We start from the raw sequence: 24,670 nt of genomic DNA on the forward strand, positions 1-24,670 counted from the left end.
CCCGGCGTTGCGGAGGAGTCGCACTGATGCAGCAAGTGGTGTTCACGGCACGAGGCACGGCGTCGACGGGAGGCAGCGGCCTCACCGGCCCCGCCGACTTCCCCGAACCCGAGCGCCCTGAGCGGCCCCGCGGGCTTCGCTCCAGGCTCGCCAGGGCGGCCGCGACGGCCACCGACACGGTCGCGGGACTGGGCCGGGTGCTCGGCCTGGTCTGGCGGGCGAGTCCGCTGCTGACCCTGGCACTCGGCGTCTCGACCGTGCTGATAGGCCTGGTGCCCGCGGCCGTCGCGGTGACCGGACGGCTGCTGGTGAACACGGTGGTCGAGGGCGCCGCGCTGCACTCCGGCGACCGCCCGGACCGGATCGGCCTCGGCATCCCGCTGCCGGGCACCACGTTGCAACTGCCCGTACTGACCACCGTCGGGGCGCTGGCGGTGCTGGCCGCGGTCCAGTTCGCGGTCTACGCGCTCAGCGCCCTGGGCACGGCCGTCAGGAGCATCGCCCAGCAGCTCCTCCAGGAGAAGGCGTCCCAGAGCGTGCAGCTCCAGGTCATGGAGCACGCCGGCCGGCTCCCGCTGTCGTTCTTCGAGGACTCCCGTTCGTACGACCTGCTGCGCCAGGCCCAGCAGGAGGCGTCGACCAGGCCCGTCACCATGATCGGCGGAGCGTTCAACCTGCTCCAGATGATGGTGACCTTCCTCAGCATGGTCGGGCTGCTCTTCGGCCTGGGACCGGTGGTCGCGCTGGCGGCGCTGCTCGCTCCGGTGCCCGCCTTCGTCTCCGACTCCCGGTACAGCATGCGCAGTTTCATGGTCACGCTCTGGTCCTCGCCGATCCGGCGCCGTATGGAGTACGTGTCGCGGCTGCTGTCCACCGACGCGTACGCCAAGGAGGTCAAGGTCTACGGCCTCGGCCCGTTCCTCACCGAGCGCTTCCGGCTGCTGGGCTCGACCGCGTACCGGGGTCTGCGCCGTGTCGTCGTGCCGCGCTATCTGATGGGCAACGCCTGGTCGACACTGACCACGCTGGTCGGGTCCCTCACCTATCTGTACGTCGCGGTGCAGGCCGTCCACGGCCGGCTCAGCCTCGGCGACCTGATCCTGTACACCGCCGCCGCCACCTCGGTGCAGGCGTCCGTCCAGGGCATCTTCACCGGGGTGAGCAGCACGTACGAGAACAATCTGTACCTGCGCAAGCTGTACGAACTGCTGGCCGTGCCGGCCGGCCCCGCCGGACCGGACGGGGAGCGGACCCGGCCGCCGCTGCCGCTGCCGTCCCCGCTGCTGGGCCATGTCGTGCTGGAGAACGTGACGTTCCGCTACCCCGGCGCCGACCGGCCGGCCCTGGACGGTGTCAGCCTGGACATCCCGCCGGGCACCACGCTCGCCGTCGTCGGCCGCAACGGGGCGGGCAAGTCGACACTGATCAAGCTTCTCTGCCGGCTGTACGAACCCGACTCGGGCCGCATCCTGCTCGACGGTACGGACATCCGCGACCTCGATCCGGAGGAGCTGCGGCGCAATGTCGCGGCCATGTTCCAGGACTTCGTCACGTACCAGGCCAGCGTCGCCGAGAACATCGGGCTGGGGGACATGGACCGGGTGGAGGAGCGGGAGCGGATCGAGGAGGCGGCCCGGCGCGGTGGCGCGGCCTTGCTCGCCGAGGGGCTGCCCAAGGGCTACGACACGGCACTCGGCAAGTGGTTCGACACCGGGGTGGAACTGTCCGGCGGGGAGTGGCAGAAGGTGGCGCTCTCCCGGGCGTTCATGCGCGACGCCCCGCTGCTGATCCTCGACGAGCCGACGTCGGCGCTCGACGCGGAGGCGGAGCACGACCTGTTCGCCCGGCTGCGCGATCTGGCCCACGGGCGCACCACCGTGTACATCTCGCACCGGTTCTCCACCGTGCGTCACGCCGATCTGATCGTCCTGATCGAGGACGGCCGTCCGGTCGAGCGCGGGACGCACGAGGAGCTGATGCGACTGGGCGGCTCCTACGCCCGCCTGTTCGCCCTCCAGGCGTCCGCGTACGCGCAGGAGCCGCCCACGGACGGCCCGCCGGCTCCCGGACTCGGTGCCGGTCCGGGTGCCGGTCCGGGTGCCGCGAAGGCCGCCGCCATCGAGGCCGCTCTCGCGGCGAAGGGGAAGGGGAAGGGGAAGGGGAAGGGGAGCATGAGCGGAAACGGGGACGGCCGGCGAACGGCCGGCCGGTAAGCCGCCGCGCCGCCCCGCCGGGCTTCCGGTGGTCACGCCGGGCTTCCCGTCACGCCGGAACCGGCTGCGAAGGTGCGGTCGCGGCCAGGGCGATCCGGGTCTCCAGACCGCCGCCGGGACGGGCGGTGAGCTCGACCGTGCCGCCGTGGGCCTGTGCGATGGAGCGGACGATGGACAGGCCGAGGCCGACGCCCTCGCCCTGCCGGGACAGCCTGCGGAAGGGCTCCAGCAGCCCCTGGACCTCGTGGCGGGCGATGACGGCACCGGTGTTGCGGACCACGAGCCCGTCCGCGGCCGATGTGGCCACCTCCAGGGTCCCGCCCGGCACGTTGTGGCGTACGGCGTTCTGGACGAGGTTGGAGACGAGCTGGAGCAGCAGCACCGGATCGCCCGTCACCGTCATCGGCCGCAGGTCCAGCTCGGCACGCAGACCTGCCTCCTTGATCGCCGGCTGCCACTGGCCGACCGCTTCGAGGGCGGTCTGTGCCACGTCGACCGGTTCATGGCGGTCCAGGCCCCGGTCGCTGGTGGCCAGGGTCAGCAGCCCCTCGATCAGCCGCTCGCTGCGCCGGTTGGTCTCCAGCAACTCCTCCTGGATCCGGGGCAGATCCCCGGGCCCGGCCCGGCCGAGCCGGATCTGGATCGCGGCCCGCTGTACAGCGAGGGGGGTGCGCAGCTCGTGGGAGGCGTTCGCGACGAAGCGGCGCTGCGCCTCGAAGGCCGCGTGCAGCCGGTCCATCAGGGCGTCGAACGTGTCGGCGAGGTCCTTGAGTTCGTCGTCGGGGCCGTCCAGAGCGATCCGCTCGTGCAGATTGGCGGCGGACAGCCGCTGCGCGGTGGCCGTGATGGTGTGCAGGGGGCGCAGCACCCGGCCGGCGATCCACCACCCGAGGACGACCGAGACCAGCAGCATCACGACCAGGGCGAGCACGGACATCAGCATCAGCTGTTCGAGCGCGTCGCCGCGCAGCCGTTCGGCCACCGCAGCCAGCTGGTTGGGCGTGAGTGTGGAGACGCCTCCGGTGGGCAGTTCGCTCTTCGGTACGACCGTCACGGTCGTGGCGCCGATCCTCGTACGGAAGAGCAGGTTGGTCAGGCCGAGCAGCAGCAGGCCGGTGACGGAGAAGACCAGGCTGTACAGGACGGTCAGCTGCATCCGCACCGAGCGCCGGTGCCGGCGCGGGTTCACGGTCGGTTCCGGCATCCCGGCCCCCTCAGATCCGGTAGCCACTGCCGGGCACCGTCTCGATCAGCCACGGTTCGCCCAGTTTGGCGCGGAGCTTGCTCATGGTGATCCGTACGGCGCTGGTGAACGGGTCGGCGTTCTCGTCCCAGGCCCGCTCCAGCAGCTCCTCCGCGCTGACGACCGTGCCCTCCGCGACGAGGAGCACTTCGAGCACGGCGAACTCCTTGGGCGAGAGCCGCAGATAGCGGCCGTCGCGGAAGGCCTGCCGGCGCGGCATGTCCAGGGTGACCCCGGCCCGTTCCAGCACCGGGGGCACCGCCCGGGTCGCGCGCCGGAACAGGGCCTGGACGCGGGCCACCAGCTCCGGGTACTCGAAGGGCTTGGAGAGGTAGTCGTCGGCGCCGAGGGCCAGGCCCGCCACCAGGTCGCCGGTCTGTCCCGCCGCCGTCAGCATCAGGATGCGGGTACGGGCCGCGGAGGCGACGACCTGGCGGCACACCTCGTCGCCGTGCGTTCCCGGCAGGTCGCGGTCCAGGACCAGGACGTCGTAGTCGTTGACGAAGAGCCGCTCCAGGGCCGCGTCACCGTCCAGGGCGACATCGACGGCCATCCCGTACTGCCGCAGCCCCTCCGCGACCAGTTCGGCGAGCATCGCCTCGTCCTCCGCCACCAGCACCCGCATCGACCCGTTCCCCTGTCTGCCGACGTCACCGGTCAACGTGATACCCGCCCCGGTGTTTCGCCACCGTATGCACGGGCGGAAACCGTGCGGCAACCCCTTCCCCCGTACATCTGTGGACGCACACACGGCATGGCGAGGAAGGGACACGACCGTGGCAGTCAGGACCGGGACGAACGCATCGGAGCAGGAGGCGGGCCGGCCCCGCCGTGTCAGGGGCCGGGCCGGTCCGGCGGTTGCGGCCGTGGCCGTCGCCGCGGCCGCGATGCTGGCGCTGGCCTCGTGTTCGAGCGAATCCGATTCGCCGGGGGTCGCGAGCGCCGGGGACGACGACGCGAAGAAGACCGCGTCGGCCTCCGACTCCCCCAGCGGCAGCCGGCAGGACCAGCTGGTGGCGTTCGCCCGGTGCATGCGCAAGAACGGTGTCCAGATCCCCGACCCTGCGCCGGGCGAGGAGAACGTGCAGCTCCCGGCGGGCACCAAGGGCGACGCCAAGACGCAGACGGCGCTCGCCGAGTGCCAGAAGCTGCTCGGCGGCGGGGCGAAGGACAGCACCGACAGCACGGCGCAGGACCGCGCCGTCGCTCTCGCCGCCTGCCTGCGCGGCAAGGGCCTGGACGTCGCCGACCCCGAGCCCGGCAAGCCCCTCCAGCTGAGCGGGGCGGCGAGCAGCCCCGAGGCGCGCGAGGCGATCACGGCCTGCCGTACGTCCATCGGTGCGGGAACGGGCTCCGCCTCGCCCTCGGCAGGCGAGTGACCGATGAGTGACGATGTCGACCGGCTGCCGCAGACCGGTGCCTTCGTGCCCGGCCCCGCGGACCCGCCGGAAGCCGCGGACCTCGACGACGACGGCGGGCGGCCCCCGCGCCGGCGCGGGCGCGGCGTGCTCCTGGTGACCGCCCTGGTGGTCCTGGCGGCGGCCGGGGCGGGTACGGCGTTCCTGCTGCGCCAGGACGACGGAGCGACCCCCGCAGCCGCAGGCGCGCGGACCGCGACGGCCACGGTGACCCGGACCGATCTCGTCCAGACGCAGCGGGTCGACGGAACGCTCGGATACGACGGGCGCTACACCGTCGCCGGCTCCGGCCGCGCGATCGTGACCTGGCTGCCCGACGCCGGCACGACCCTGGAGCGCGGCGACCGGGCCTATGCCGTCGCCGGGGTGGACGTGCCGCTGTTCTACGGCGGTACGCCGCTGTACCGGGAGCTCTCCGAGGGCGTGGCGGACGGCCCTGATGTACGTGTCCTCAAGCGCAACCTCAAGAAGCTCGGCCACGGCGACCAGCTCGCCGACGACGACCACTACTCGTCCGGGACCGCCGACGCCGTACGGGACTGGCAGGAGGACCTCGGCCACGAGGAGACCGGCAAGGTGTCCCCGGGGGACGCGCTCGTCGAGCCGGGTTCCGTACGGGTGACGGAGACGCGCGGCATCATCGGCGCACCCGCCGAGGGCGAGCTCCTGACGCTCTCCGGTACGCAGCGCGTCGTCACGGTCGACATGCCTGTCGCCCAGCAGCAGCTGGCCCGCAAGGGCGCGACCGTCCGCGTCCGCCTGCCGGGCGGCGCCACGACCGGCGGCAAGGTCACCCGGGTCGGCACGGTGGCCAGCGAACCGGAGACGGCCGGCCGGGACGGCGGTACGGCCGACCGGGACACCGCCGCGCAGAACGCCACGATCGCGGTCCGGGTGGCCCTCACCCGGCCCAAGGACGTCGGGAGCCTGGACGGCGCCCCCGTCTCCGTCGACTTCACGAGCGACCGCCGGGACGACGTCCTCGCCGTCCCGGTCCCGGCACTCCTGGCGCTCGCCGAGGGCGGCTACGCGGTCGAGACGCCGCAGGGGCGGCTGGTACGGGTCCGGCTCGGGGCGTTCGCCCAGGGCAAGGTCGAGGTGTCCGGCGACGGGGTCACCGAGGGCATGCGGGTGGAGGTGCCGAGCGCATGAGGAAACCGGGCACGGCGCCGTCGCGGGGCGGTGCGCCGGATCCGGCGGTCCGCGCCGCCGACCGCAGCGAGGACGAGGCTCCGGTGATCCGGCTGGAGGACGTGTCCAAGTCCTACCCGGGCGGGGTGCACGCGCTGCGGGGGGCGAGCCTCGATGTACGGGGCGGTGAACTCCTGGCCGTGGTGGGCCGTTCCGGCTCCGGGAAGTCGACCATGCTCCATCTGATGGGCACGCTGGACCGCCCGTCGACCGGCCGGGTGCTGCTGCGGGGTCACGACGTCGCCGAGCTGAACGACCGGCGGCTGTCGGCGGTCCGGGCGCGCTGGATCGGCTTCGTCTTCCAGCAGTTCTTCCTCTCCCCCGGCCGCAGCGCCGTCGACAACGTCGCCGAGGGGCTGCTCTACCACGGCATCACGGCCCGCCGCCGGCGCGCGCTGGCGGTCGCGGCACTGCGACGGGTGGGGCTGGGCCACCGGCTGTGGCACCAGCCGCACGAGATGTCCGGCGGTGAGCGGCAGCGGACCGCCATCGCCCGTGCGATCGCGATCCGCCCGGCCGTGATCCTGGCCGACGAGCCGACCGGCAACCTGGACTCGGCGGCGGGCGCGGGCGTGCTGGCGCTCCTGCGCGGCCTGAACGCGCAGGGGACCACCATCGTCGTCATCACCCATGACTCGGCGCTCGCCGAACAACTGCCGCGCAGGGTCGCACTGCTGGACGGCGAGATCGTCGAGGACTCGACCGCCCACCCGGCTCCGCACCCGGCCCCGCCACCGGACCACCCGGACCACCCGGCCCCGAACCCGGACCTCCCAGTTACGCACCCGGCCCACCCGGCCCCGAACCCGGCCCCGCCACCGGACCACCCGGACCACCCGGCTCCGTACCCGGCTGCCGAGGAGTCCGCCCGATGAGAGCATCCGAACTCCCCACCCCCTCCCGCCTCCTGCCCGCCGACATCGTGCGCGTCGGGCTGGTCGGCATCCGCAGCCGCCCGACGCGTGCGGTGCTGTCCGCGCTCGGGATCGCGATCGGAATCGCCGCGATGGTCGCGGTGCTCGGCATCAGCAACGCGGGACAGGCCGACCTCACGAACCGGATCAGCCGCCTCGGCACCAACCTGCTGACGGTCTCACCGGGCCGCGACCTGTTCGGCCAGGACGCCCAACTCCCGTCGGACGCTGTGGAGATGGTCGGTCGCATCGGTCCGGTCGAATCGGTCACGGCAACGGCCCAGCTCTCCGGTGTCACCGTGCGCCGGACGGACCGTATCGACCCGCTGGCGGGCGGCGGGATCGGCGTGGCCGCGGCCAGAACGGATCTGCTGCCGACGGTCGGCGGCTCGGTGGGCCAGGGGGTCTTCCTCAACGGAGCGACCGGCCGCTATCCGTCGGTCGTCCTGGGCTCGGTGGCCGCCGAACGGCTCGGCATCGACCGGACGGGGCGCCAGGTCTACATCGGGGAACGGTGGTTCACGGTGATCGGCCTGCTCTCCCCCGTCGCACTCGCCCCGGAACTGGACCGTTCGGCCCTGATCGGCTGGGACGCCGCCCGCGACCTGTTCGCCTTCGAAGGCCACCCGACCACGGTGTACGAACGCTCGGCCGACGAGTCCGTCGAAGCGGTACGGGGTGTGCTGGCCGCCACGGCCAACCCGCAAAGCCCGCAGGACGTACGGGTGAGCCGTCCCTCCGACGCCCTGGAGGCCCAGCTGGCCGCCAAGTCCGCTTTCACGTCGCTCTTCCTGGGGCTGGGCGCGGTGGCCCTGCTCGTCGGCGGTGTGGGCGTGGCCAACACGATGGTGATCTCGGTCCTGGAACGCCGCCCGGAGATCGGCCTGCGGCGCTCACTGGGAGCCGGACGCGGCCAGATCCGCATCCAGTTCCTGGCCGAGTCCGTGGCCCTGTCCGGCTCGGGCGGCGCGGTCGGCGTATTGCTGGGCGCGCTGATCACGGCAGGCTGGTCCGTCACCCAGGGCTGGCCCGTCGTCATGCCGGTGGGCGTCCTGCTGGCGGGCGTCGCCTCGGCAGCCCTGATCGGCACGGTCGCCGGCCTCTACCCGGCGACACGCGCGGCCCGGCTGACACCTACGGAGGCGCTGAGCTCGGTGTGAGGGGGGTTCCTGTGCGGGGGGCCTGTGCAGGGGCGGTCCGGGTCAGCGCTGGGAGGCGAAGGCGACGAAGGCCGCCCAGGCATGCGGGGTGTGGGTGGGGCGTGGGCCGTGGGTGTGCTTGGAGTCGCGGACGTGGACGGTGTGGGATGCGGCGGCGACCTCGACGCAGTTGTTTCCGCTGCTGCTGTCGCTGTAGCTGCTTCTGAACCACTCCATCGCAGAAGCGTCCCCGGCAGAGGGATTGTGGATCATGTTTCTCCCCGCACTCGCTCGATGAAGGCCAGTGACTCCGCTGGTGTCAAGGCCTGGGCCCGGATCATGCCACATCGCAGGTCAAGGACTCGGAGTTGCCTCGGATCAGAAACGGAGCGTCCGTTGAACGCACCTACAGAGCGCCCCACGGCCGTACCGTCTCCGAACTTCAGCACTTCGATCCCGCCATCCAGCCCAGGGTGAGTCTCACAGTTGAGCGGCATGATCTGCAGCGATACATTCCGAAACTGCCCAATCTCCAACAGCCGTTCCAGCTGGCGGCGCCATTCCATTCTGCCTCCGATAGGCCGCCGCAGCGCGGCCTCTTCCTGAACGAAGGTGAGCGCAGGAGCAGGCGAGCGGTCGAAGATCGAACGTCGGGCCATACGGGCCGCTACTCCGCGCTCCACTTCGTCCCGGGAGTACGAAGGCTGGCGCGTCTCCAGTAGCGCCCGAGCATGACCCTCCGTCTGCAACAAGCCATGGATGCCATGTTCGGCATACACCGCAACCTCTACGGCACGCGCCTCCAGCTTCGCAAGATCCCGCACCTTCTTCGGGTACCGGACCTCCGCAACGTCCCGCTTCATAGAAGCGAGCTGGCCGCCCGCGCCGAGCACAGCATCGGCCCGGTCCAGGAACTCGGGCCGGGGGATGCGCCGCCCGCCCTCCACCTTGTAGACCAGGTCTTCCCCGTAACCGATCGCCCCAATGGGCCGCCACCCCCATCACCATCGGCCTCCCCCAATGGCCCACCCTCACACTCAACCCACTCGTCGCCGGACCCCACAACATGCCCGTCATCACCAACGTCGCCGAAGCCCGCAAGGACCTCGCACTCGCCACCCTCGCCGCCATCACACACGCCGACAATCCAGACGTCGGTGCCATACTGAAAACGCTGTCCGCCGCACTGCGCGAGGCACCGGAAGACATCGCCGACCCCATCGTCGAGCTCACCGCACAGGGCCTGGGCAACCGCCCGGCCGCACAACAGCGGAGGAACCTGGTGGCCGTGGATACCTCTTTCTACAAATCCTTCATGTCCGAAGAAATCCGGGACGAAGGCCGAGCCGAAGGCCAGGCAAAGGGCCAGGCCGAAGACCTCTTGCTGATCCTCGAAGTACGCGGCATCGCCCTCACCGACGAGGCCCGCGAGAAGATCGGCACCTGCAAGGACCCCCAGCTCATGCACCAGTGGCTCACCCGCGCCACCACCGCCGCCTCCGCCGAGGAAGTCTTCGCCGACATGTAGTCCCGCCTGGGTCGCTGTGACCACGGCCCGGATGGGCGGCGGCCACAGCACGCTCGCCGGATCCCGTCGTACGCTCGATCTCGGACGAAACGGGCAGGAGGCGCAGATGACAGAGACGACCGTGGCCGAGGTGGTGGCCGAGCTCGTCGAGCTCGAGGACCCGAAGGCGCGCGCGGTCAACGAGAGGCACGGCGACGATCACGGGGTGAACCTCAGCAGGCTGCGCGCGCTCGCGAAGCGGCTGAAGACCCAGCAGGACATCTCCCACGAGCTCTGACAGACGGGCGACACCGCGGCAAGGCTGGTGGCGATCCTGATCTGCCGCCCGAAGGCGTTCGAGCGTGACGAACTGGACGTCATGCTGCGCGAGGCGCACAGGCCCAAGGTGCACGACTGGCTCGTGAACTACGTGGTGAAGAAGAGCCCGCACGCCGAAGAGCTACGCGTGGCCTGGTCCGCCGATCCGGACCCGGTGGTCGCGAGTGCCGGCTGGGCGCTGACCACCGAGCGCGTGGCGAAGAAGCCCGAGGGCCTCGACCTCGCAGGGCTGCTCGACGTCATCGAGGCGGCGATGAAGGACGCCCCCGGAACGCCTCCAGTGGGCGATGAACCACTGCCTGGCCCGGATCGGGATCGAGCACCCCGAATACCGCGCCCGCGCGATCAGCATCGGTGAGCGGCTGGAAGTACTCAAGGACTACCCGACTCCGCCGGGCTGCACGTCTCCGTACGCGCCCATCTGGATCACCGAGCTGTTGCGGCGGCGGGGCGACAGCTAGGACGCCGCCTCCCCACCTCTGCTTTCACTCACCCCTGCCTGCACAACCCGTAGGAGCTCGCGAGCGATCTCGCTGGGTGATCTCCGCTCGCAGCTGACGACACTGCCCGCGCCCCGCCCGCCGGCCACTGTCCCTTCCTGACCGAGGCATCTGAGGGGCGGCCTCAATCGACTCAGCCAGATCTAGCCAACTCCCTTGCTGGACAAGTCACTTGATTGACCGTCACTGATAACTTGAAGCACAAGGCGACAGAGGGGCGGCATCATGAGCAGGCCGTGGGAAGCAGACCCGGAGACAACCTTCAAGAAGCGTCTGGGTAAGTCGGCCCTGGAACTGGGGGCGACCAACTCCGGTCCTGAATGCCCAGACATCTGGGAGTTGGAGAACGGCGACATCGCGGTGATCGGACGTGATCTCACCGCCTCCCTCGGCACCCGGCTGCCCGACGGAGTTTCGATCAGTCGGGACGAACGCCTCGTGGTGATCCCCCGCAGCATGCTCATCGCGGCGAAGCCGGATATCCCCCGCGTCTGAGTACTTCCGTGACGGCATCGGCGAGGTCCTCGAGAGGCCGAACTACCTCGACGAATTCGGCCGGTTCGACCGGAACGAGTCGGTCACGGGGCGCTGAAGCTCCGCCCGCGGCGTCCGCTGCCAGGCGCGTATCGCCGTTACGGCAGGTTGCGGGCCAGCTCAGGCCCCGGGCCTACCGGGTCCTCCGGCAGCAGCTGGTCCGTACGCAGCAACTCCCCTGGTGTGTAGAGCTGTTCCCGCATGGCCAGCGCCCCTGCCGCGTCGAGCGGCCCGATCCGCGTCTCGCCGCCGATCGAACGGACCGCGCGCAGCTGGGAGAGTTCGAAGTCATGGCGGTCCAGCAGGTCGGGGCTGTGGCTCGTCACGATCACCTGGCGCCGCTCGCTCGCGTCGCGCAGGGCGTCCAGCAGGACACCGGCCGCCGCCGGGTGCAGGGCGCTCTCGGGCTCCTCGATCCCGACCGTACTGAGCGTGGAACCCGTCCCGGCGAACAGCGCCACCAGCACCCCGAGGGCGCGCAGCGTCCCGTCGGAGACCGACTGGGCCTGGAACCGCCAGGGGTTCTTCGCCCCGGGAACGTCCTGAGCGAATTCAAGTGTCTCCCAGTTGCCCAGCTCGGAGCGGGACACCTCGTGCATGCCGGGCACGATCTGCTGGAGGTACGCCTCGACCCTGGCCTTGTCCGCCGGCTCCAGCCGGTGGAGGACGCTGGCGATGTTGGCGCCGTCACGATGCAGGAAGTCACCCGTGTCGGGCGTCTGCGGTTGGCGCATGACATCAGGGTTCAGGCTGAAGACGCTGATCCCCGCAAGGCCGTCGAGGACGAGACGGAAGGCGTCGAGCCCCGCTGCGGAGACCAGGTAGAGCCGCTGTCCGCTCACCGGCGGCATCACCGGCTCCGAGGAGTCCGTCAGCACGCCCTTGTCGATACGGAACCTGGCGTCCGCGTACCGCTTCCCCTCCTGGCGCCGCTCGTCGAGCCACACCCCGCAATGCTCGCGGGCGACCCGGAACCCGCCTCCCCGCACCGCAGCGACTTCGAACCCGTACTCGCCCTCGTATCCGGGCCCCCGGAATTCCAGATCGATGGAGAAGTGCATCGGATGCCCGGTGGACCGCCTCCGCACCTCCCCCACTCCGCCACGACTGCGCAGGGCCTGGTCGAGCGAGGTCTGCAGCGACTCGGAGAGCAACCTCAGCGCGTCGAGGAAGTTGCTCTTGCCCGACCCGTTGGGCCCCACGAGCAGCAGCAGCCGCCCCAGGGCGACGTCTGCCTCCGCGATGCTGCGGTAGTGCCGGAGCCGCACCCTGGTCAGCGAGAAATGGTTGTTGTCCTGCATCCGGTCAGTCTGACAGCAGGTACGGCCATCCCGGCGGCCTGCGATCCATGGGCCGGGCCGGGTTCCCGGCACGGCCCAGCGCCCCGCACCCGGGACGGTCCGGGTGCGGGGCGCTGTGTGCTGTGCCGGTGGTGCGCAGGCGCGTATCGCCGTTACGGCAGGTTGCGGGCCATGACGATCCGCTGGACCTGGTTCGTGCCCTCGTAGATCTGGGTGATCTTGGCGTCGCGCATCATCCGCTCCACCGGGTAGTCCCGCGTGTAGCCGTAGCCGCCGAGGAGCTGGACCGCGTCCGTGGTGACCTCCATCGCGACGTCGGAGGCGAAGCACTTGGCCGCGGCGCCGAAGAAGGTGAGGTCGCTGTCGAGGCGCTCGGACTTGGCGGCGGCCGAGTAGGTGAGCTGGCGGGCCGCCTCCAGCTTCATGGCCATGTCGGCGAGCATGAACTGGACGCCCTGGAAGTCGCCGATCGGCTTGCCGAACTGCTTGCGCTCCTGGACGTAGCCCTTGGCGTAGTCGAGGGCGCCCTGGGCGACGCCGAGTGCCTGGGCCGCGATCGTGATGCGGGTGTGGTCCAGGGTCTTCATCGCGGTGGCGAAGCCGGTGCCCTCCTCGCCGATCATGCGGTCGGCGGGGATGCGGACGTTGTCGAAGTAGACCTCGCGCGTCGGGGAGCCCTTGATGCCGAGCTTCTTCTCCGGGGCGCCGAAGGAGACGCCCTCGTCCGACTTCTCGACGACGAACGCCGAGATGCCCTTGGAGCGCTTGGTCGGGTCGGTGACGGCCATGACCGTGTAGTACTCGGAGACGCCCGCGTTGGTGATCCAGCGCTTCACGCCGTTGAGGACCCAGAAGTCGCCGTCGCGCACGGCCTTCGTCTTCATGCCGGCGGCGTCGGAGCCCGCGTCCGGCTCGGAGAGGGCGTACGAGAACATCGCGTCGCCCTTGGCGAGCGGGCCCAGGTACTTCTTCTTCAGGTCCTCGGAGCCGGAGAGGATCACCGGGAGCGAGCCGAGCTTGTTCACGGCCGGGATGAGGGAGGAGGACACGCAGGCGCGGGCCACCTCCTCGATCACGATGACCGTGGCGAGCGCGTCGGCGCCGGCGCCGCCGTACTCCTCGGGTACGTGGACCGCGTGCAGGTCGGCGGCGGTGAGGGCGTCCAGCGCCTCCTGCGGGAAGCGGGCCTCCTCGTCGACCGCGGCCGCGAACGGGGCGATCTTCGCCTCGGCGAGCGCACGCACCGTCTCACGGAGCATCTCGTGCTCCTCGGCCGGACGGTACAGGTCGAAATCGGTCGAACCCGCCAAGACGCTCACTCCCCAAGGGTGCTAACTACCGTTAAGTAACCCAATTTTAGGTGCCCACCCCGGCAAAGGCATACGCGCTCGGGCCGTGAGCTTCACGACAGCCGGAAAGGGACGATTCACGGGCAGGACTATGCTCGTTCACCGCACGCCTGTCCGCATCTCACTGGAGCACTACATGGCCCTCAGGATCACTGTGATCGGCACCGGCTATCTCGGCGCCACCCACGCCGCGGCCATGGCGGAGCTCGGCTTCGAAGTCCTCGGGCTCGACATCGTGCCCGAGAAGATCGAGATGCTGTCGGCCGGCCGGGTCCCGATGTACGAGCCGGGGCTCGAGGAGATCCTGAAGAAGCACGTCGCGGGCATCGAGGGCGCCACCGGGCGGCTGCGCTTCACCACGTCGTGGGAAGAGGTCGCCGAGTTCGGCGATGTGCATTTCGTCTGCACCAATACGCCGCAGAAGCACGGCGAGTACGCCTGCGACATGAGCTACGTCGACAGCGCCTTCGAATCGCTCGCACCGCTTCTGACCAGGCCCGTCCTGGTCGTCGGCAAGTCCACCGTGCCCGTCGGCTCCGCGGCCCGGCTCGCGGCGCGGCTCGCCGAGCTCGCGCCGGTGGGCGACGGGGCGGAGCTGGCCTGGAACCCGGAGTTCCTGCGCGAGGGCTTCGCCGTCGACGACACGCTGCACCCGGACCGGATCGTCGTCGGCGTGGAGAGCGAGCGTGCCGAGAAGCTGCTGCGCGAGGTGTACGCGGGGCCGGTCGCGGAGGGCTCCCCGTTCGTCGTGACCGACTTCCCGACCGCCGAACTGGTGAAGACCTCCGCCAACTCCTTCCTCGCCACCAAGATCTCGTTCATCAACGCCATGGCCGAGGTCTGCGAGGCCGCCGACGGCGACGTGATGAAGCTCGCCGAGGCGCTCGGACACGACGAGCGGATCGGGAAGAAGTACCTGCGCCCGGGCATCGGCTTCGGCGGCGGCTGCCTGCCCAAGGACATCCGCGCCTTCATGGCGCGCGCCGGTGAGCTGGGCGCCGACCAGGCGCTGACCTTCCTCCGCGAGGTCGACTCCATCAACATGCGCCGCCGCGGTCACATGGTGGAGCTGGCCCGGGAGGCCGTGGGCGGCGACTCGTTCCTCGGCAAGCGGGTGGCCGTGCTGGGCGCGACGTTCAAGCCCGACTCGGACGACGTACGCGACTCGCCCGCGCTGAACGTCGCGGGGCAGATCCACCTCCAGGGCGGACAGGTCACGGTCTTCGACCCCAAGGGCATGGACAACGCCCGGCGCCTCTTCCCCACGCTCGGCTACGCCGACACCGCCCTGGACGCCGTGCGCGGCGCCGATGTGGTGCTGCACCTGACGGAGTGGCGCGAGTTCCGCGAGCTGGACCCGGAGGCGCTGGGCGAGGTGGCGGGCAGCCGGATCGTCCTGGACGGGCGCAACGCGCTCGACCCCGCGGTGTGGCGCGAGGCCGGGTGGACGTACCGGGCGATGGGACGGCCGAAGGCCTGACCACCGCTCCTCGGCCGCTTCTCGGCCGCTTCTCGGCCGACCCACTTCTCAGCCGACCGATCAGTTCTGCCCGAGGAGGAATCACCATGGCCCTTGCCACACTGGGTGCTGTCGTCCTGGAATGTCCGGACCCCATGGCACTCGCCGGCTTCTACGCCGGGCTGCTGGGCGGAGAGATCACTGCGATGGAGGACGCCGGCGACAACTGGGTCGACCTCGTCGGCGACTTCGGCACGCCGCTCGCCTTCCAGGGCGCGCCCGACTTCGTACCACCGCGGTGGCCGGGCACGGACGGCTCGCAGCAGTTCCACCTCGACCTGAAGGTGCCGGATCTGGACGCGGCGGAGCGGGAGGTGCTGGCGCTGGGTGCGACGGTGCTCGACGCGGCGGACCGGGAGCGAAGCTTCCGGGTGTACGCCGATCCGGTGGGGCACCCGTTCTGTCTCTGCGCCTGCTGACGGCCGGAGCCCCGGCCCGGTCCGCTCAGAGCGCCGGGGCGTCCAGCTGCTCGATCGTGGCGTGGGACGGGCCGCGGCGGGTGCGCAGGTCCCGGGCCACGTCCTCGGCGGCGCGCAGCACCCGTACGGCGTTCTGCCAGGTGAGCTTGGCCAGGTCGGCGGTGGACCAGCCGCGGCCCAGCAGCTCCGCGATCAGGTTCGGGTAGCCGGCGACGTCCTGGAGGCCCTGCGGGAGGAACGCGGTGCCGTCGTAGTCGCCGCCGACGCCGATGTGGTCGATGCCGGCGACCTCGCGCATGTGGTCGAGGTGGTCGGCGATCGTGGCGACGGTGGCCATCGGGCGGGGGTTCGTCGCCTCGAACGCGGCGTGGACCTTCATCGCCCGCTCGGTGGTGTCCAGGTGGTGCAGTCCCTGCGCAAGCAGGTTGTCGTCCGCCGCCTGTGTCCAGGCGACGGCCTCCGGCAGGACGAACTTCGGTACGAAGGTCGCCATGGCGATGCCGCCGTTGGCCGGCAGCTGCGCGAGGACGTCGTCGGGGATGTTGCGCGGATGGTCGCAGACCGCCCGCGAGGAGGAGTGCGAGAACATCACCGGCGCGACCGAGGTGGCGAGCGCGTCGCGCATCGTGGTCTCCGCCACGTGCGAGAGGTCCACCAGCATGCCGGTGCGGTTCATCTCCCGTACGACCTCGTGGCCGAACGGGGAGAGCCCGCCGACGCCCGGGGCGTCCGTGGCCGAGTCGGCCCAGCGGATGTTGTCGTTGTGCGTCAGCGTCATGTAGCGGACGCCGAGTGCGTGCAGGGCTCGCAGGGTGCCCAGCGAGTTGTGGATGGAGTGGCCGCCCTCGGCCCCCATCAGGGAGGCGATCCGGCCCTCGGCGCGGGCCGCCTCCATGTCGTCGGCCGTCAGCGCGCGGCGCAGGTCGGCGGGGTACCGGTCCAGCAGCTCGGCGACCACGTCGATCTGTTCCAGGGTGGCGGCGACGGCCTCGCCGCCCGGCATGTCGGACCGTACGTAGACGGACCAGAACTGGGCCCCGACACCCCCGGCGCGCAGCCGGGGGATGTCGGTGTGGAGGTGGGCGGACTGGTCGGTGGCGATGTCCCGCGCGTCCAGGTCGTAGCCGACCTGTTCGCGCAGCGCCCACGGCAGGTCGTTGTGTCCGTCGACGACGGGGTACTCCGCGAGGAGTTCCCTGGCCTGTTCCAGCCGGTCCGTCACTGCTCCTACTTTCCGAAACCGAAGGAGTCGGGGTTGCCGACCTTACTGCGAAGGCGCTTGCCCTTCTCAGTGGCCTGGTCGTTCAGATCCGAGAGGAACTCCGTCATGCGGGTCCGCAGCTCCGCGTCGTGCGCGGCGAGGATGCGGACGGCCAGCAGGCCCGCGTTGCGCGCGCCCGCGATGGAGACGGTGGCGACCGGGATGCCGGCGGGCATCTGCACGATGGACATGAGGCTGTCCATGCCGTCCAGATACTTCAGCGGGACCGGTACGCCGATGACCGGCAGGGGGGTGACCGAGGCGAGCATGCCGGGCAGGTGGGCGGCGCCGCCCGCACCCGCGATGATCGCCCGGAGGCCGCGGCCCGCGGCGTTCTCGCCGTACGCGATCATTTCGCGCGGCATGCGGTGGGCGGAGACGACGTCGACCTCGTAGGGGATCTCGAACTCGTCGAGCGCCTTGGCCGCCGCTTCCATGACGGGCCAGTCGGAGTCCGAGCCCATGACGATGCCGACGACCGGCGCGGTGGAGGCGGGGGAAGTCATTCGGTGATCGTTCCTCGCAGGTAGTCGGCCGCGTGCCGGGCGCGCTCGCGCACGTCCGCCAGGTCGTCGCCGTAGGTGTTGACGTGGCCGACCTTGCGGCCGGGCTTCACGTCCTTGCCGTACATGTGGATCTTGAGCTGCGGGTCGCGGGCCATGCAGTGCAGATACGCCTGGTACATGTCCGGGAAGTCGCCGCCCAGGACGTTGGACATGACCGTCCAGGTGGCGCGCGGGCGCGGGTCGCCGAGCGGGAGGTCGAGGACGGCCCGGACGTGGTTGGCGAACTGCGAGGTGATCGCACCGTCCTGGGTCCAGTGCCCGGAGTTGTGCGGGCGCATCGCCAGTTCGTTGACGAGGATCTGCCCGTCCCGGGTCTCGAAGAGTTCGACGGCGAGGTGGCCGACGACACCGAGCTCCGCGGCGATACGGAGGGCGAGCTGCTGGGCCTCGCCCGCGAGCCGCTCGTCCAGCTCGGGGGCCGGGGCGATGACCGTGTCGCAGACGCCGTCGACCTGGATCGACTCGACGACCGGGTAGGCGACGGCCTGGCCGTGCGGCGAGCGGACGATGTTGGCCGCCAGCTCCCGTACGAAGTCGACCTTCTCCTCCGCGAGGACCGGGACACCGGCCCGGAAGGGGTCGGCCGCGTCCGCCTCGGAGCGGACCACCCAGACGCCCTTGCCGTCGTAGCCGCCGCGCACGGTCTTGAGGATGACCGGGAAGCCGCCCACCTCCTCGGCGAAGGCCGCGGCGTCGGCCGGGTCCTTCACGATGCGGTGGCGGGGGCAGGGCGCGCCGATCTCGGTGAGCTTCGCGCGCATCACCCCCTTGTCCTGGGCGTGCACCAGAGCGTCGGGTCCGGGGCGCACGGGGATGCCGTCCGCCTCCAGGGCCCGCAGGTGCTCGGTGGGCACGTGCTCGTGATCGAAGGTGATCACGTCACAGCCGCGCGCGAAGGCACGCAGCGTCTCCAGGTCGCGATAGTCGCCGACGACGACTTCACTCACGACCTGGGCCGCCGAGTCCTGAGCGGTGTCGCTGAGGAGCTTGAACTTGATGCCGAGGGGGATGCCCGCCTCGTGGGTCATACGGGCGAGCTGACCGCCACCGACCATGCCGACTACCGGAAACGTCACTCCTCCAGGGTATCCGCACCCTCCGGAGCCACCCGACGATGCCCTGCGGGCCGGGCAGTGGGCCGTACGTGTCACAGCCTCGCCACACCTGTACCGGTACGCACAGGCAGCGGACGGACGGCCTGGTTAGCATGGGCAGGTTGACGGAACATGGAGCCGAACCGACAGACGGGCTGAGCGATCACATGAGCGAACGGGGCGCACTGCGGGCCCGGCTGGATCTGCTGGCCCGGGAGGTCGCCAAGTTCGGCGTGGTCGGCGCGGTCGGCCTGGTCGTCAATATCGTCGTGTCCAACCTGCTGTGGCGCTACACGGACATCCCCACGGTGCGGGCGGGTCTGCTGGCGACGTTCGTCGCGATCCTCTGCAACTACGTCGGCTTCCGCTACTGGACCTACCGTGACCGCGACAAGAGCGGCCGGACCCGGGAGCTGACGCTGTTCCTGCTGTTCAGCGCGGTGGGTGCGGTCATCGAGACCGGGGTGCTGTACGCGGCGACGTACGGGTTCGGCTGGAACAGCCCGGTCCAGAGCAATGTCTTCAAGATCCTGGGGATCGGCATCGCGACGCTGTTCCGTTTCTGGTCCTACCGGACGTGGGTGTTCAAGGCGTTGCCCGACGCCGCGGAGGGGCTGCCTGACAAAGAGGTGGTCCTGAGCCCGGAGGAATCCGTGCGGCCTGCGCAGTCCGTGGGGGACGCGGCTGTCTCCGTACCTGCGCCTGCGCCGGTACCTGCGCCTGTGGTGCGGGCCGAGGCGGATACGGCGCGGCGGTAGCCCCGGGTGCGGCCGGGGGCGGGCGCGCGGGTCGGTTCACCTCACCGGGCGTTCCGGTTCCTTTCTGTTCAGGGCCACCCGGCTGAGGAAGAGGGCGAAGACCGGGGGCTGCTGCTGGAGCAGTTCCAGGCGGCCGCCGTCCGCCTCCGCGAGGTCGCGGGCGACCGCGAGGCCGATGCCCGTGGAGTTGCGGCCGCTGATCGTCCGCTCGAAGATCCGCGCCCCCAGGTCGGCGGGGACGCCGGGGCCCTCGTCCGTCACCTCGATGACCGCCTGGTTCCCGGTGACCCGGGTGCGCAGCGCGACCGTACCGCCGCCGTGCATGAGTGAGTTCTCGATCAGCGCGGCCAGCACCTGGGCGACCGCTCCGGGCGTGCCGACCGCGCTCAGTCCCTGCTTGCCGGAGCGGACGATGGCGCGGCCCTCGCCCCGGTAGGCCGGGCGCCACTCCTCGATCTGCTGCTTGACGACCTCGTCCAGGTCGAAGACGACGGCGGAGCCCGTCCGTGGATCACGGGCGTTCGTGAGCAGCCGCTGGACCACATCCGTGAGCCGCTCGACCTGGGTGAGGGCGATGTGCGCCTCCTCCTTCACCGTCTCCGGGTCGTCGGTCACGGAGATCTCCTCGATCCGCATGGAGAGGGCCGTGAGCGGGGTGCGCAGCTGGTGGGAGGCGTCGGCGGCGAGCCGGCGCTCCGCGGTCAGCATCCGGGCGATCCGTTCCGCGGAGGCGTCGAGCACATCGGCGACCCGGTCCAGCTCCGGCACCCCGTACCGCTTGTGGCGCGGGCGGGGGTCCCCGGAGCCCAGTCGTTCCGCGGTCTCGGCGAGGTCGGTGAGCGGCGAGGTGAGCTTGTTGGCCTGGCGTACGGCGAGCAGGACGGCGGAGACGATGGCGAGCAGCGCCACCGCGCCGATGATCATCAGGGTGCGGCCGACCTCGCGGGTGACGGCGGAGCGGGACTCCTCGACGGTGACCTTCTCGCCGTGCTCACCCTCCTCCGTGGCGGTGATCACGCTGCCGGTGGGGCGGTCGCCGACCTCGATGGGTGCGCGTCCCGGCATCTTGACCAGGGCGTAGCGCTTGTCGTCGATCTGTTCGGCCAGCACCCCGGGGTTGATCCGCTCGGCGCCCAGGAGCCGGCTCTCGATGACGCTGATCAGCCGCAGCGCCTCGGAGTCGACGCTCTCCTGGGCGCTGCTGCTGATGGTGCGGGTCTCGACGATGACGAGGGAGACGCCGAAGACGGCGATCACCACGAGCACCACGGCGAGGGTGGAGTTGATCAGTCGTCGGCGCATGACTGCTTCTGTACGTCAGCTCTTCTCGAAGCGGAAGCCGACGCCCCGGACGGTGGCGATGTAGCGGGGATTGGCGGCGTCGTCGCCGAGCTTCTTGCGGAGCCAGGAGATGTGCATGTCGAGGGTCTTGGTGGACGACCACCAGGTGGTGTCCCAGACCTCGCGCATCAGCTGGTCACGGGTGACGACCCGGCCCGCGTCGCGGACCAGGACCCGCAGCAGGTCGAACTCCTTGGCGGTGAGCTGGAGTTCCTCGTCGCCCATCCAGGCGCGGTGCGACTCGACGTCGATGCGGACGCCGTGGGTGGCGGGCTGCGGGGCGGGCTCGGTGGCACCGCGGCGCAGCAGGGCCCGGACGCGGGCGAGGAGTTCGGCGAGCCGGAAGGGCTTGGTGACGTAGTCGTCGGCTCCGGCGTCGAGGCCGACGACCGTGTCCACCTCGTCGGCCCGGGCCGTCAGCACCAGGACCGGCACGGTGTGGCCTTCGGCGCGGAGCCTGCGGGCGACCTCGAGGCCGTCCATGCCGGGCAGTCCCAGGTCGAGTACGACCAGGTCGATGCCGCCCTGGAGGCCGGCGTCGAGGGCGGTCGGACCGTCTTCGCGGACCTCGACCTCGTAACCCTCCCGACGCAGGGCGCGGGCCAGCGGCTCCGAGATGGATGCGTCGTCCTCGGCGAGCAGTACACGGGTCATGCAGTGATGGTAGTCCGCGCAGACGACAAGGGGTGCGGTGATCCAGCAGCCCTGCGGGTCTGCGCCTCATTCACGATAGGACCTTCGAATATGGGAGTGTGGTTGCGCCTGGACCTGTGATCCATGTCTCAAGTCCTTTCATATCCGGCTCTGTCGTGTCGTATGGTGTCTCAACGCCTAATGCACTACTCGATGACCTTTGGGCAGCTATGAGCGCCAAGGGTCATTTTTTATGTGCGGGCTGGTCCCCACCAGCCCCGAATTTCAGTGAATGACCTGTGGCCGGGCCCGGGACGCCGATGAGGGCGCACCGGGCGTGGATCCCGACGTGGTGGGCGTACCCGCGTCGGTGCCGGCCTCCCCCCACCGGGCGCGTACCGCTTCACGAGGCGTCGCGTCCCGAGCAAGCAAGGATCGATCATGGCGTCCAGCCTGACGAAGGACCCGGCGAGCACCGCTGGTGGAGAGAAGACGTTCTTCGGCCACCCCCGCGGTCTGGCCACTCTCTTCATGACCGAGATGTGGGAGCGTTTCAGCTTCTACGGCATGCGGGCGCTGCTCCCGCTCTACCTGGTCTCCAGTTCCGGCCTGCACATGAACGCGGCGACGGCCACCGCGATCTACTCCATCTACATGGCGATGGTCTACCTGCTCGCCATGCCCGGCGGCTGGTTCGGCGACCGGGTCTGGGGTCCCCGCAAGACGGTCACCGTCTCGGCCGTGATCATCATGGCCGGACACCTCACGCTGGCCCTGCCCGGATCCGGCACCTTCTTCGCCGGTCTGGCGCTGGTCGCCCTCGGTTCCGGTCTGCTGAAGGCCAACATCTCGACGATGGTCGGCCACCTCTACGACGGTCCGGACGACCCGCGCCGCGACGGCGGCTTCACCGTCTTCTACATGGGCATCAACCTCGGTGCCTTCGCCGCCCCGCTGATCATCGGCACGATCGGCGAGAAGGTGAACTGGCACCTCGGTTTCGCCATCGCCGCTCTCGGTATGGCGCTGGGCCTGGCCCAGTTCCTCATCGGTACGCGCCACCTGAGCGCGCGCAGCAGCATCGTCCCGAAGCCGCTGTCGGACCAGGAGCGCCGCACGACGCTGCGCAAGGGCCTGATGTGGCTGATCGCCGCCGTCGTCTTCTACGGCGTGATCGTGGCGACCGACATCTACACGCTGAACTGGGCGCTCGTCCCGATCACCGTCGCCGGTCTGGTCATCCCGGTCGCCGTGCTGGTGCGGATCAAGCGGGACAAGGACCTCACGCGGACCGAGCAGTCCAAGATGTCCGGCTACATCTGGTTCTTCGTGGCCGCGGCCGTGTTCTGGATGATCTACGACCAGGGCGGCTCGACCATGTCGCTCTTCGGTGAGTCCTCGACCACCAACAGCCTCCTGGGCGTGCACTTCCCGACCTCGTGGTACCAGTCGGTGAACCCGGTCTTCATCATGGCGCTGGCCCCGGTCGTCGCCTGGATCTGGCTGGCGCTGAACCGGCGCGGCAAGGAGCCGAGCACGGTCGTCAAGTTCGGCTCGGGCCTCTTCCTGGTCGGCGTCTCGTTCCTGGTCTTCATGCTGCCGCTGACGATGGCCACGGACGGCGACAAGGTCAGCCCGATGTGGCTGGTCTCGATCTACTTCCTGCAGACCGTCGGCGAGCTCTGCCTCTCCCCCGTCGGCCTGTCGGTCACCACGAAGATGGCTCCGGCGAAGTACGGCAGCCAGATGATGGGTGTCTGGTTCCTGGCCGTCACCGCGGGCGACTGCACCACCAGCCTGCTGTCGCTGGCCGGTGTCGATCTCAACAGAACCGGCCTGGTCGGCCTGGAGGCGGCGCTCGCGATCGTCGCGGCCCTGGCCATCTGGATGTACCGCAGGAAGGTCACGGAGCTCATGGGCGACGTGCGCTGACCCGCTGACGTACTGACTTACTGACGTACGGACGTACGGACGTACTGACCGCACGGCGCAGGGGCCGCCACACCGTTTCGACGGTGCGGCGGCCCCTTCCGTGTGTACGGGGTTCAGCTCACCGGCCCGCATGCGGCCGACGTGTGCACGGGCTCAGCTCACCGGCCCGCGCGCAGCCGGCGCCACGGGGTGAAGGTGAACACCGCGCCGCCGAGCAGGATCGCCGTGCCGGCGACCAGGCCGAGGGCGCGCAGGGCGCCGTTGTCCTCGGCACCGGTGGCCGCGAGCCCGCCGCCGGAGGCGTTGCCGCCCGCCGCCGCTCCGCCGGACGCCGTGGCGTCGCCGCCGGAGGCACCGCCCTGCTGGGCGGTGGTGTCGAGTTCGAGCGACGCCTTCACGGCGCCCTTGACCGTGCACGGGATGTTGATCTTCGCGGTGCCCAGCGTGACATCGATCGTCAGGGTGCCGGGGGTGAGCGTGGACTTGCCGGAGGCTCCCGGCTTGTACGTGCCGGTCATGTCGGGCAGGTCGACCGGCTTGTCCTTCTGCAGGGGCTGGGGGTTTCCGGGTCCCGTGACGGTGACGGAGCCCTTGTCGGCGCCGCCGACCATGATCTTCATGGACGGCTTGAGCGCACGCGCGGGCAGGTCGGCCGGGCTGTCCATCACGCCCTTGGCCGTCTTGACCGTGAGCCCGTAGCTCCCGCCGTTCTTCTTGGCGTTGACCGTCACCTTGGAGGCGATGTTCCCCGGGCCCGGGGACGTGCAGGTGTAGTTGACGGCGACTTCCTTGCCCGGGAAGTCGGTGGTCCCGCCGGAGCCCCCGGTGGAGCCCCCGGCCGTCGTACCGCCCGCGGTCGTGCCCCCACTGGTGGTACCGCCGGACGTCGTGCCGCCGGACGTCGTACCGCCCGCGGTCGTACCACCTGCGGTCGTGCCGCCTGCCGTGGTGCCACCGGCCGTCGTACCGCCGGTGGTGCCCGAGCCGTCCGTGACCTTGATGGTCGCGCCCGGCTGGACCGCCTCCTTCGGGGAGCACTTGGTGTCCGTGGAGATCGGCTTGGAGACGTTGATGTTGTACCCGTCCGGCGTCAGCGTCAGATCACCCGCCTTCTCCAGCTTCAGCGAGCCCTTCATGTCCGGCAGGACCATCGGGCTCTTCCTGGGGATCGGCGGGTTCTGCCGCGGTCCCTCCATCTTCAGGTCCCCGGTGGCGGCGCCGCCCAGCTTGATCGTGCCGGTCGGCTTGATGGCGTCCTTCTCGAGGTCGATGACGTCGGGGTTGCTGGAGGCGGCCTGGACCGTCTTCCACACGACCTCGACGGTGTCCCCGACCTTCGCCGTGGCGGGCGCGGTCACCTGCACCTTCGTGGTGCCCTGTACGGCGGGCAGTCCGGAGATCGCCGGGGGTATGCACTCCGTCTTGTACGAGATGTCGGCGGCCTGGGCCGGACTCGCGGCCAGCAGCATGCCCGCCCCGCCGATCATCATCGCGACTCC

The 24,670-nt window shown here is 70.5% G+C and carries 21 protein-coding genes and 3 pseudogenes; 12 read left to right on the plus strand and 12 right to left on the minus strand.

The window, feature by feature from the left end:
* Positions 1 to 26: 26 nt before the first annotated feature.
* Positions 27 to 2,213 carry an ABC transporter ATP-binding protein gene (locus tag OG782_RS14035; RefSeq protein ID WP_406450815.1) on the plus strand — a complete coding sequence of 729 codons (2,187 nt, stop codon included), beginning with the start codon at positions 27 to 29 and terminating at the stop codon, positions 2,211 to 2,213.
* A 49-nt stretch (positions 2,214 to 2,262) separates the two neighbouring features.
* Here the strand turns inward: OG782_RS14035 and OG782_RS14040 are convergent, their stop codons facing one another.
* Both OG782_RS14040 and OG782_RS14045 read right to left on the minus strand, forming a co-directional pair.
* The gene (locus tag OG782_RS14040) at positions 2,263 to 3,417 is read right to left on the minus strand and encodes a sensor histidine kinase (protein ID WP_406450817.1); all 1,155 of its coding nucleotides are present in this window, start codon (positions 3,415 to 3,417) and stop codon (positions 2,263 to 2,265) included.
* A 10-nt stretch (positions 3,418 to 3,427) separates the two neighbouring features.
* Positions 3,428 to 4,081, minus strand: a complete 654-nt coding sequence (locus OG782_RS14045; protein WP_406450819.1) for a response regulator transcription factor — start codon at positions 4,079 to 4,081, stop codon at positions 3,428 to 3,430.
* A 151-nt stretch (positions 4,082 to 4,232) separates the two neighbouring features.
* On the opposite strand from OG782_RS14045, the gene OG782_RS14050 reads away from it, so the two are divergent.
* Genes OG782_RS14050 through OG782_RS14065 form a run of 4 tightly spaced genes read left to right on the plus strand, consistent with a single transcriptional unit; the run spans position 4,233 to position 8,139 of the window.
* Complete coding sequence (locus tag OG782_RS14050) at positions 4,233 to 4,835, plus strand: hypothetical protein (protein ID WP_406450821.1); 603 nt, start codon at positions 4,233 to 4,235, stop codon at positions 4,833 to 4,835.
* Between the two features lie 3 nt (positions 4,836 to 4,838).
* On the plus strand, positions 4,839 to 6,026 hold the full coding sequence (locus OG782_RS14055) for a peptidoglycan-binding protein (RefSeq protein ID WP_406450823.1): 1,188 nt from the start codon (positions 4,839 to 4,841) through the stop codon (positions 6,024 to 6,026).
* Complete coding sequence (locus OG782_RS14060) at positions 6,023 to 6,940, plus strand: ABC transporter ATP-binding protein (protein ID WP_406450825.1); 918 nt, start codon at positions 6,023 to 6,025, stop codon at positions 6,938 to 6,940. The genes OG782_RS14055 and OG782_RS14060 overlap by 4 nt, the downstream gene beginning before the upstream one ends.
* Positions 6,937 to 8,139: an ABC transporter permease gene (locus OG782_RS14065; RefSeq protein WP_406450827.1), complete on the plus strand. Its 1,203-nt coding sequence runs from the start codon at positions 6,937 to 6,939 to the stop codon at positions 8,137 to 8,139. Before OG782_RS14060 ends, OG782_RS14065 begins: the two co-directional genes overlap by 4 nt.
* 42 nt (positions 8,140 to 8,181) lie before the next feature.
* Here the strand turns inward: OG782_RS14065 and OG782_RS14070 are convergent, their stop codons facing one another.
* Complete coding sequence (locus tag OG782_RS14070) at positions 8,182 to 8,391, minus strand: DUF397 domain-containing protein (RefSeq protein WP_406450829.1); 210 nt, start codon at positions 8,389 to 8,391, stop codon at positions 8,182 to 8,184.
* A pseudogene (locus tag OG782_RS14075) lies at positions 8,388 to 9,095 on the minus strand (DUF5753 domain-containing protein); the annotation flags it as partial. The gene OG782_RS14070 and the pseudogene OG782_RS14075, both read right to left, overlap by 4 nt.
* An 8-nt stretch (positions 9,096 to 9,103) precedes the next feature.
* On the opposite strand from OG782_RS14075, the pseudogene OG782_RS14080 reads away from it, so the two are divergent.
* The 3 genes and pseudogenes from OG782_RS14080 to OG782_RS14090 form a co-directional block, all read left to right on the plus strand.
* Positions 9,104 to 9,646: pseudogene (locus OG782_RS14080) on the plus strand (hypothetical protein); the annotation flags it as partial.
* A 106-nt stretch (positions 9,647 to 9,752) separates the two neighbouring features.
* Positions 9,753 to 10,425, plus strand: a pseudogene (locus tag OG782_RS14085) (DNA alkylation repair protein).
* Between the two features lie 264 nt (positions 10,426 to 10,689).
* The gene (locus OG782_RS14090) at positions 10,690 to 10,959 is read left to right on the plus strand and encodes a hypothetical protein (protein WP_406450831.1); all 270 of its coding nucleotides are present in this window, start codon (positions 10,690 to 10,692) and stop codon (positions 10,957 to 10,959) included.
* Positions 10,960 to 11,096: 137 nt separating this feature from the next.
* Here the strand turns inward: OG782_RS14090 and OG782_RS14095 are convergent, their stop codons facing one another.
* Both OG782_RS14095 and OG782_RS14100 read right to left on the minus strand, forming a co-directional pair.
* Positions 11,097 to 12,299: an AAA family ATPase gene (locus tag OG782_RS14095; protein WP_406450833.1), complete on the minus strand. Its 1,203-nt coding sequence runs from the start codon at positions 12,297 to 12,299 to the stop codon at positions 11,097 to 11,099.
* A 152-nt stretch (positions 12,300 to 12,451) separates the two neighbouring features.
* Positions 12,452 to 13,609: an acyl-CoA dehydrogenase gene (locus OG782_RS14100; RefSeq protein WP_406459051.1), complete on the minus strand. Its 1,158-nt coding sequence runs from the start codon at positions 13,607 to 13,609 to the stop codon at positions 12,452 to 12,454.
* A gap of 175 nt (positions 13,610 to 13,784) precedes the next feature.
* Between OG782_RS14100 and OG782_RS14105 the strand changes: the two genes are divergently transcribed.
* A complete protein-coding gene (locus OG782_RS14105) occupies positions 13,785 to 15,128 on the plus strand; it encodes a UDP-glucose dehydrogenase family protein (RefSeq protein ID WP_406450835.1) in 1,344 nt (447 codons plus the stop codon).
* A gap of 86 nt (positions 15,129 to 15,214) precedes the next feature.
* Positions 15,215 to 15,586: a VOC family protein gene (locus OG782_RS14110; protein ID WP_406450837.1), complete on the plus strand. Its 372-nt coding sequence runs from the start codon at positions 15,215 to 15,217 to the stop codon at positions 15,584 to 15,586.
* A 25-nt stretch (positions 15,587 to 15,611) separates the two neighbouring features.
* Here OG782_RS14110 and OG782_RS14115 read toward each other — a convergent pair whose 3' ends face one another.
* From OG782_RS14115 to OG782_RS14125, 3 genes are read right to left on the minus strand one after another with little or no spacing between them, the layout of a single operon-like run.
* Entirely contained in the window at positions 15,612 to 16,808 is a 1,197-nt protein-coding gene (locus tag OG782_RS14115) for a dipeptidase (RefSeq protein ID WP_406450839.1), read from the minus strand.
* A 5-nt stretch (positions 16,809 to 16,813) separates the two neighbouring features.
* Positions 16,814 to 17,353: a 5-(carboxyamino)imidazole ribonucleotide mutase gene (gene purE / locus OG782_RS14120; protein WP_406450841.1), complete on the minus strand. Its 540-nt coding sequence runs from the start codon at positions 17,351 to 17,353 to the stop codon at positions 16,814 to 16,816.
* The gene (locus OG782_RS14125) at positions 17,350 to 18,564 is read right to left on the minus strand and encodes a 5-(carboxyamino)imidazole ribonucleotide synthase (protein WP_406450843.1); all 1,215 of its coding nucleotides are present in this window, start codon (positions 18,562 to 18,564) and stop codon (positions 17,350 to 17,352) included. Before OG782_RS14125 ends, purE begins: the two co-directional genes overlap by 4 nt.
* A gap of 110 nt (positions 18,565 to 18,674) precedes the next feature.
* Here OG782_RS14125 and OG782_RS14130 point away from each other — a divergent pair, with 110 nt between their 5' ends.
* Entirely contained in the window at positions 18,675 to 19,265 is a 591-nt protein-coding gene (locus tag OG782_RS14130; protein WP_406450845.1) for a GtrA family protein, read from the plus strand.
* 36 nt (positions 19,266 to 19,301) lie between these two features.
* Here OG782_RS14130 and OG782_RS14135 read toward each other — a convergent pair whose 3' ends face one another.
* Both OG782_RS14135 and OG782_RS14140 read right to left on the minus strand, forming a co-directional pair.
* Positions 19,302 to 20,567 carry an ATP-binding protein gene (locus OG782_RS14135; protein WP_406450847.1) on the minus strand — a complete coding sequence of 422 codons (1,266 nt, stop codon included), beginning with the start codon at positions 20,565 to 20,567 and terminating at the stop codon, positions 19,302 to 19,304.
* Positions 20,568 to 20,582: 15 nt separating this feature from the next.
* Positions 20,583 to 21,260 (minus strand): response regulator transcription factor, encoded by a 678-nt coding sequence (locus OG782_RS14140; protein WP_018524728.1) that lies wholly within the window; start codon positions 21,258 to 21,260, stop codon positions 20,583 to 20,585.
* A gap of 420 nt (positions 21,261 to 21,680) precedes the next feature.
* On the opposite strand from OG782_RS14140, the gene OG782_RS14145 reads away from it, so the two are divergent.
* Entirely contained in the window at positions 21,681 to 23,171 is a 1,491-nt protein-coding gene (locus OG782_RS14145; protein ID WP_406450849.1) for a peptide MFS transporter, read from the plus strand.
* A 158-nt stretch (positions 23,172 to 23,329) separates the two neighbouring features.
* Here OG782_RS14145 and OG782_RS14150 read toward each other — a convergent pair whose 3' ends face one another.
* Positions 23,330 to 24,658: a hypothetical protein gene (locus OG782_RS14150; RefSeq protein ID WP_406459053.1), complete on the minus strand. Its 1,329-nt coding sequence runs from the start codon at positions 24,656 to 24,658 to the stop codon at positions 23,330 to 23,332.
* Between the last annotated feature and the right edge of the window lie 12 nt (positions 24,659 to 24,670).

It is taken from the genome of Streptomyces sp. NBC_00876, assembly GCF_045207435.1.
Classification (GTDB): Bacteria; Actinomycetota; Actinomycetes; order Streptomycetales; family Streptomycetaceae; genus Streptomyces.

Bases quoted from the DNA above. Each gene is read 5' to 3' on its own strand.
- OG782_RS14035 (WP_406450815.1), top strand. From the start codon at position 27: ATGCAGCAAGTGGTGTTCACGGCACGAGGCACGGCGTCGACGGGAGGC.
- OG782_RS14040 (WP_406450817.1), bottom strand. From the start codon at position 3,417: ATGCCGGAACCGACCGTGAACCCGCGCCGGCACCGGCGCTCGGTGCGG.
- OG782_RS14045 (WP_406450819.1), bottom strand. From the start codon at position 4,081: ATGCGGGTGCTGGTGGCGGAGGACGAGGCGATGCTCGCCGAACTGGTC.
- OG782_RS14055 (WP_406450823.1), top strand. From the start codon at position 4,839: ATGAGTGACGATGTCGACCGGCTGCCGCAGACCGGTGCCTTCGTGCCC.
- OG782_RS14060 (WP_406450825.1), top strand. From the start codon at position 6,023: ATGAGGAAACCGGGCACGGCGCCGTCGCGGGGCGGTGCGCCGGATCCG.
- OG782_RS14065 (WP_406450827.1), top strand. From the start codon at position 6,937: ATGAGAGCATCCGAACTCCCCACCCCCTCCCGCCTCCTGCCCGCCGAC.
- OG782_RS14070 (WP_406450829.1), bottom strand. From the start codon at position 8,391: ATGATCCACAATCCCTCTGCCGGGGACGCTTCTGCGATGGAGTGGTTC.
- OG782_RS14090 (WP_406450831.1), top strand. From the start codon at position 10,690: ATGAGCAGGCCGTGGGAAGCAGACCCGGAGACAACCTTCAAGAAGCGT.
- OG782_RS14095 (WP_406450833.1), bottom strand. From the start codon at position 12,299: ATGCAGGACAACAACCATTTCTCGCTGACCAGGGTGCGGCTCCGGCAC.
- OG782_RS14105 (WP_406450835.1), top strand. From the start codon at position 13,785: ATGGCCCTCAGGATCACTGTGATCGGCACCGGCTATCTCGGCGCCACC.
- OG782_RS14110 (WP_406450837.1), top strand. From the start codon at position 15,215: ATGGCCCTTGCCACACTGGGTGCTGTCGTCCTGGAATGTCCGGACCCC.
- purE (WP_406450841.1), bottom strand. From the start codon at position 17,353: ATGACTTCCCCCGCCTCCACCGCGCCGGTCGTCGGCATCGTCATGGGC.
- OG782_RS14130 (WP_406450845.1), top strand. From the start codon at position 18,675: ATGAGCGAACGGGGCGCACTGCGGGCCCGGCTGGATCTGCTGGCCCGG.
- OG782_RS14135 (WP_406450847.1), bottom strand. From the start codon at position 20,567: ATGCGCCGACGACTGATCAACTCCACCCTCGCCGTGGTGCTCGTGGTG.
- OG782_RS14140 (WP_018524728.1), bottom strand. From the start codon at position 21,260: ATGACCCGTGTACTGCTCGCCGAGGACGACGCATCCATCTCGGAGCCG.
- OG782_RS14145 (WP_406450849.1), top strand. From the start codon at position 21,681: ATGGCGTCCAGCCTGACGAAGGACCCGGCGAGCACCGCTGGTGGAGAG.
- OG782_RS14150 (WP_406459053.1), bottom strand. From the start codon at position 24,658: ATGATCGGCGGGGCGGGCATGCTGCTGGCCGCGAGTCCGGCCCAGGCC.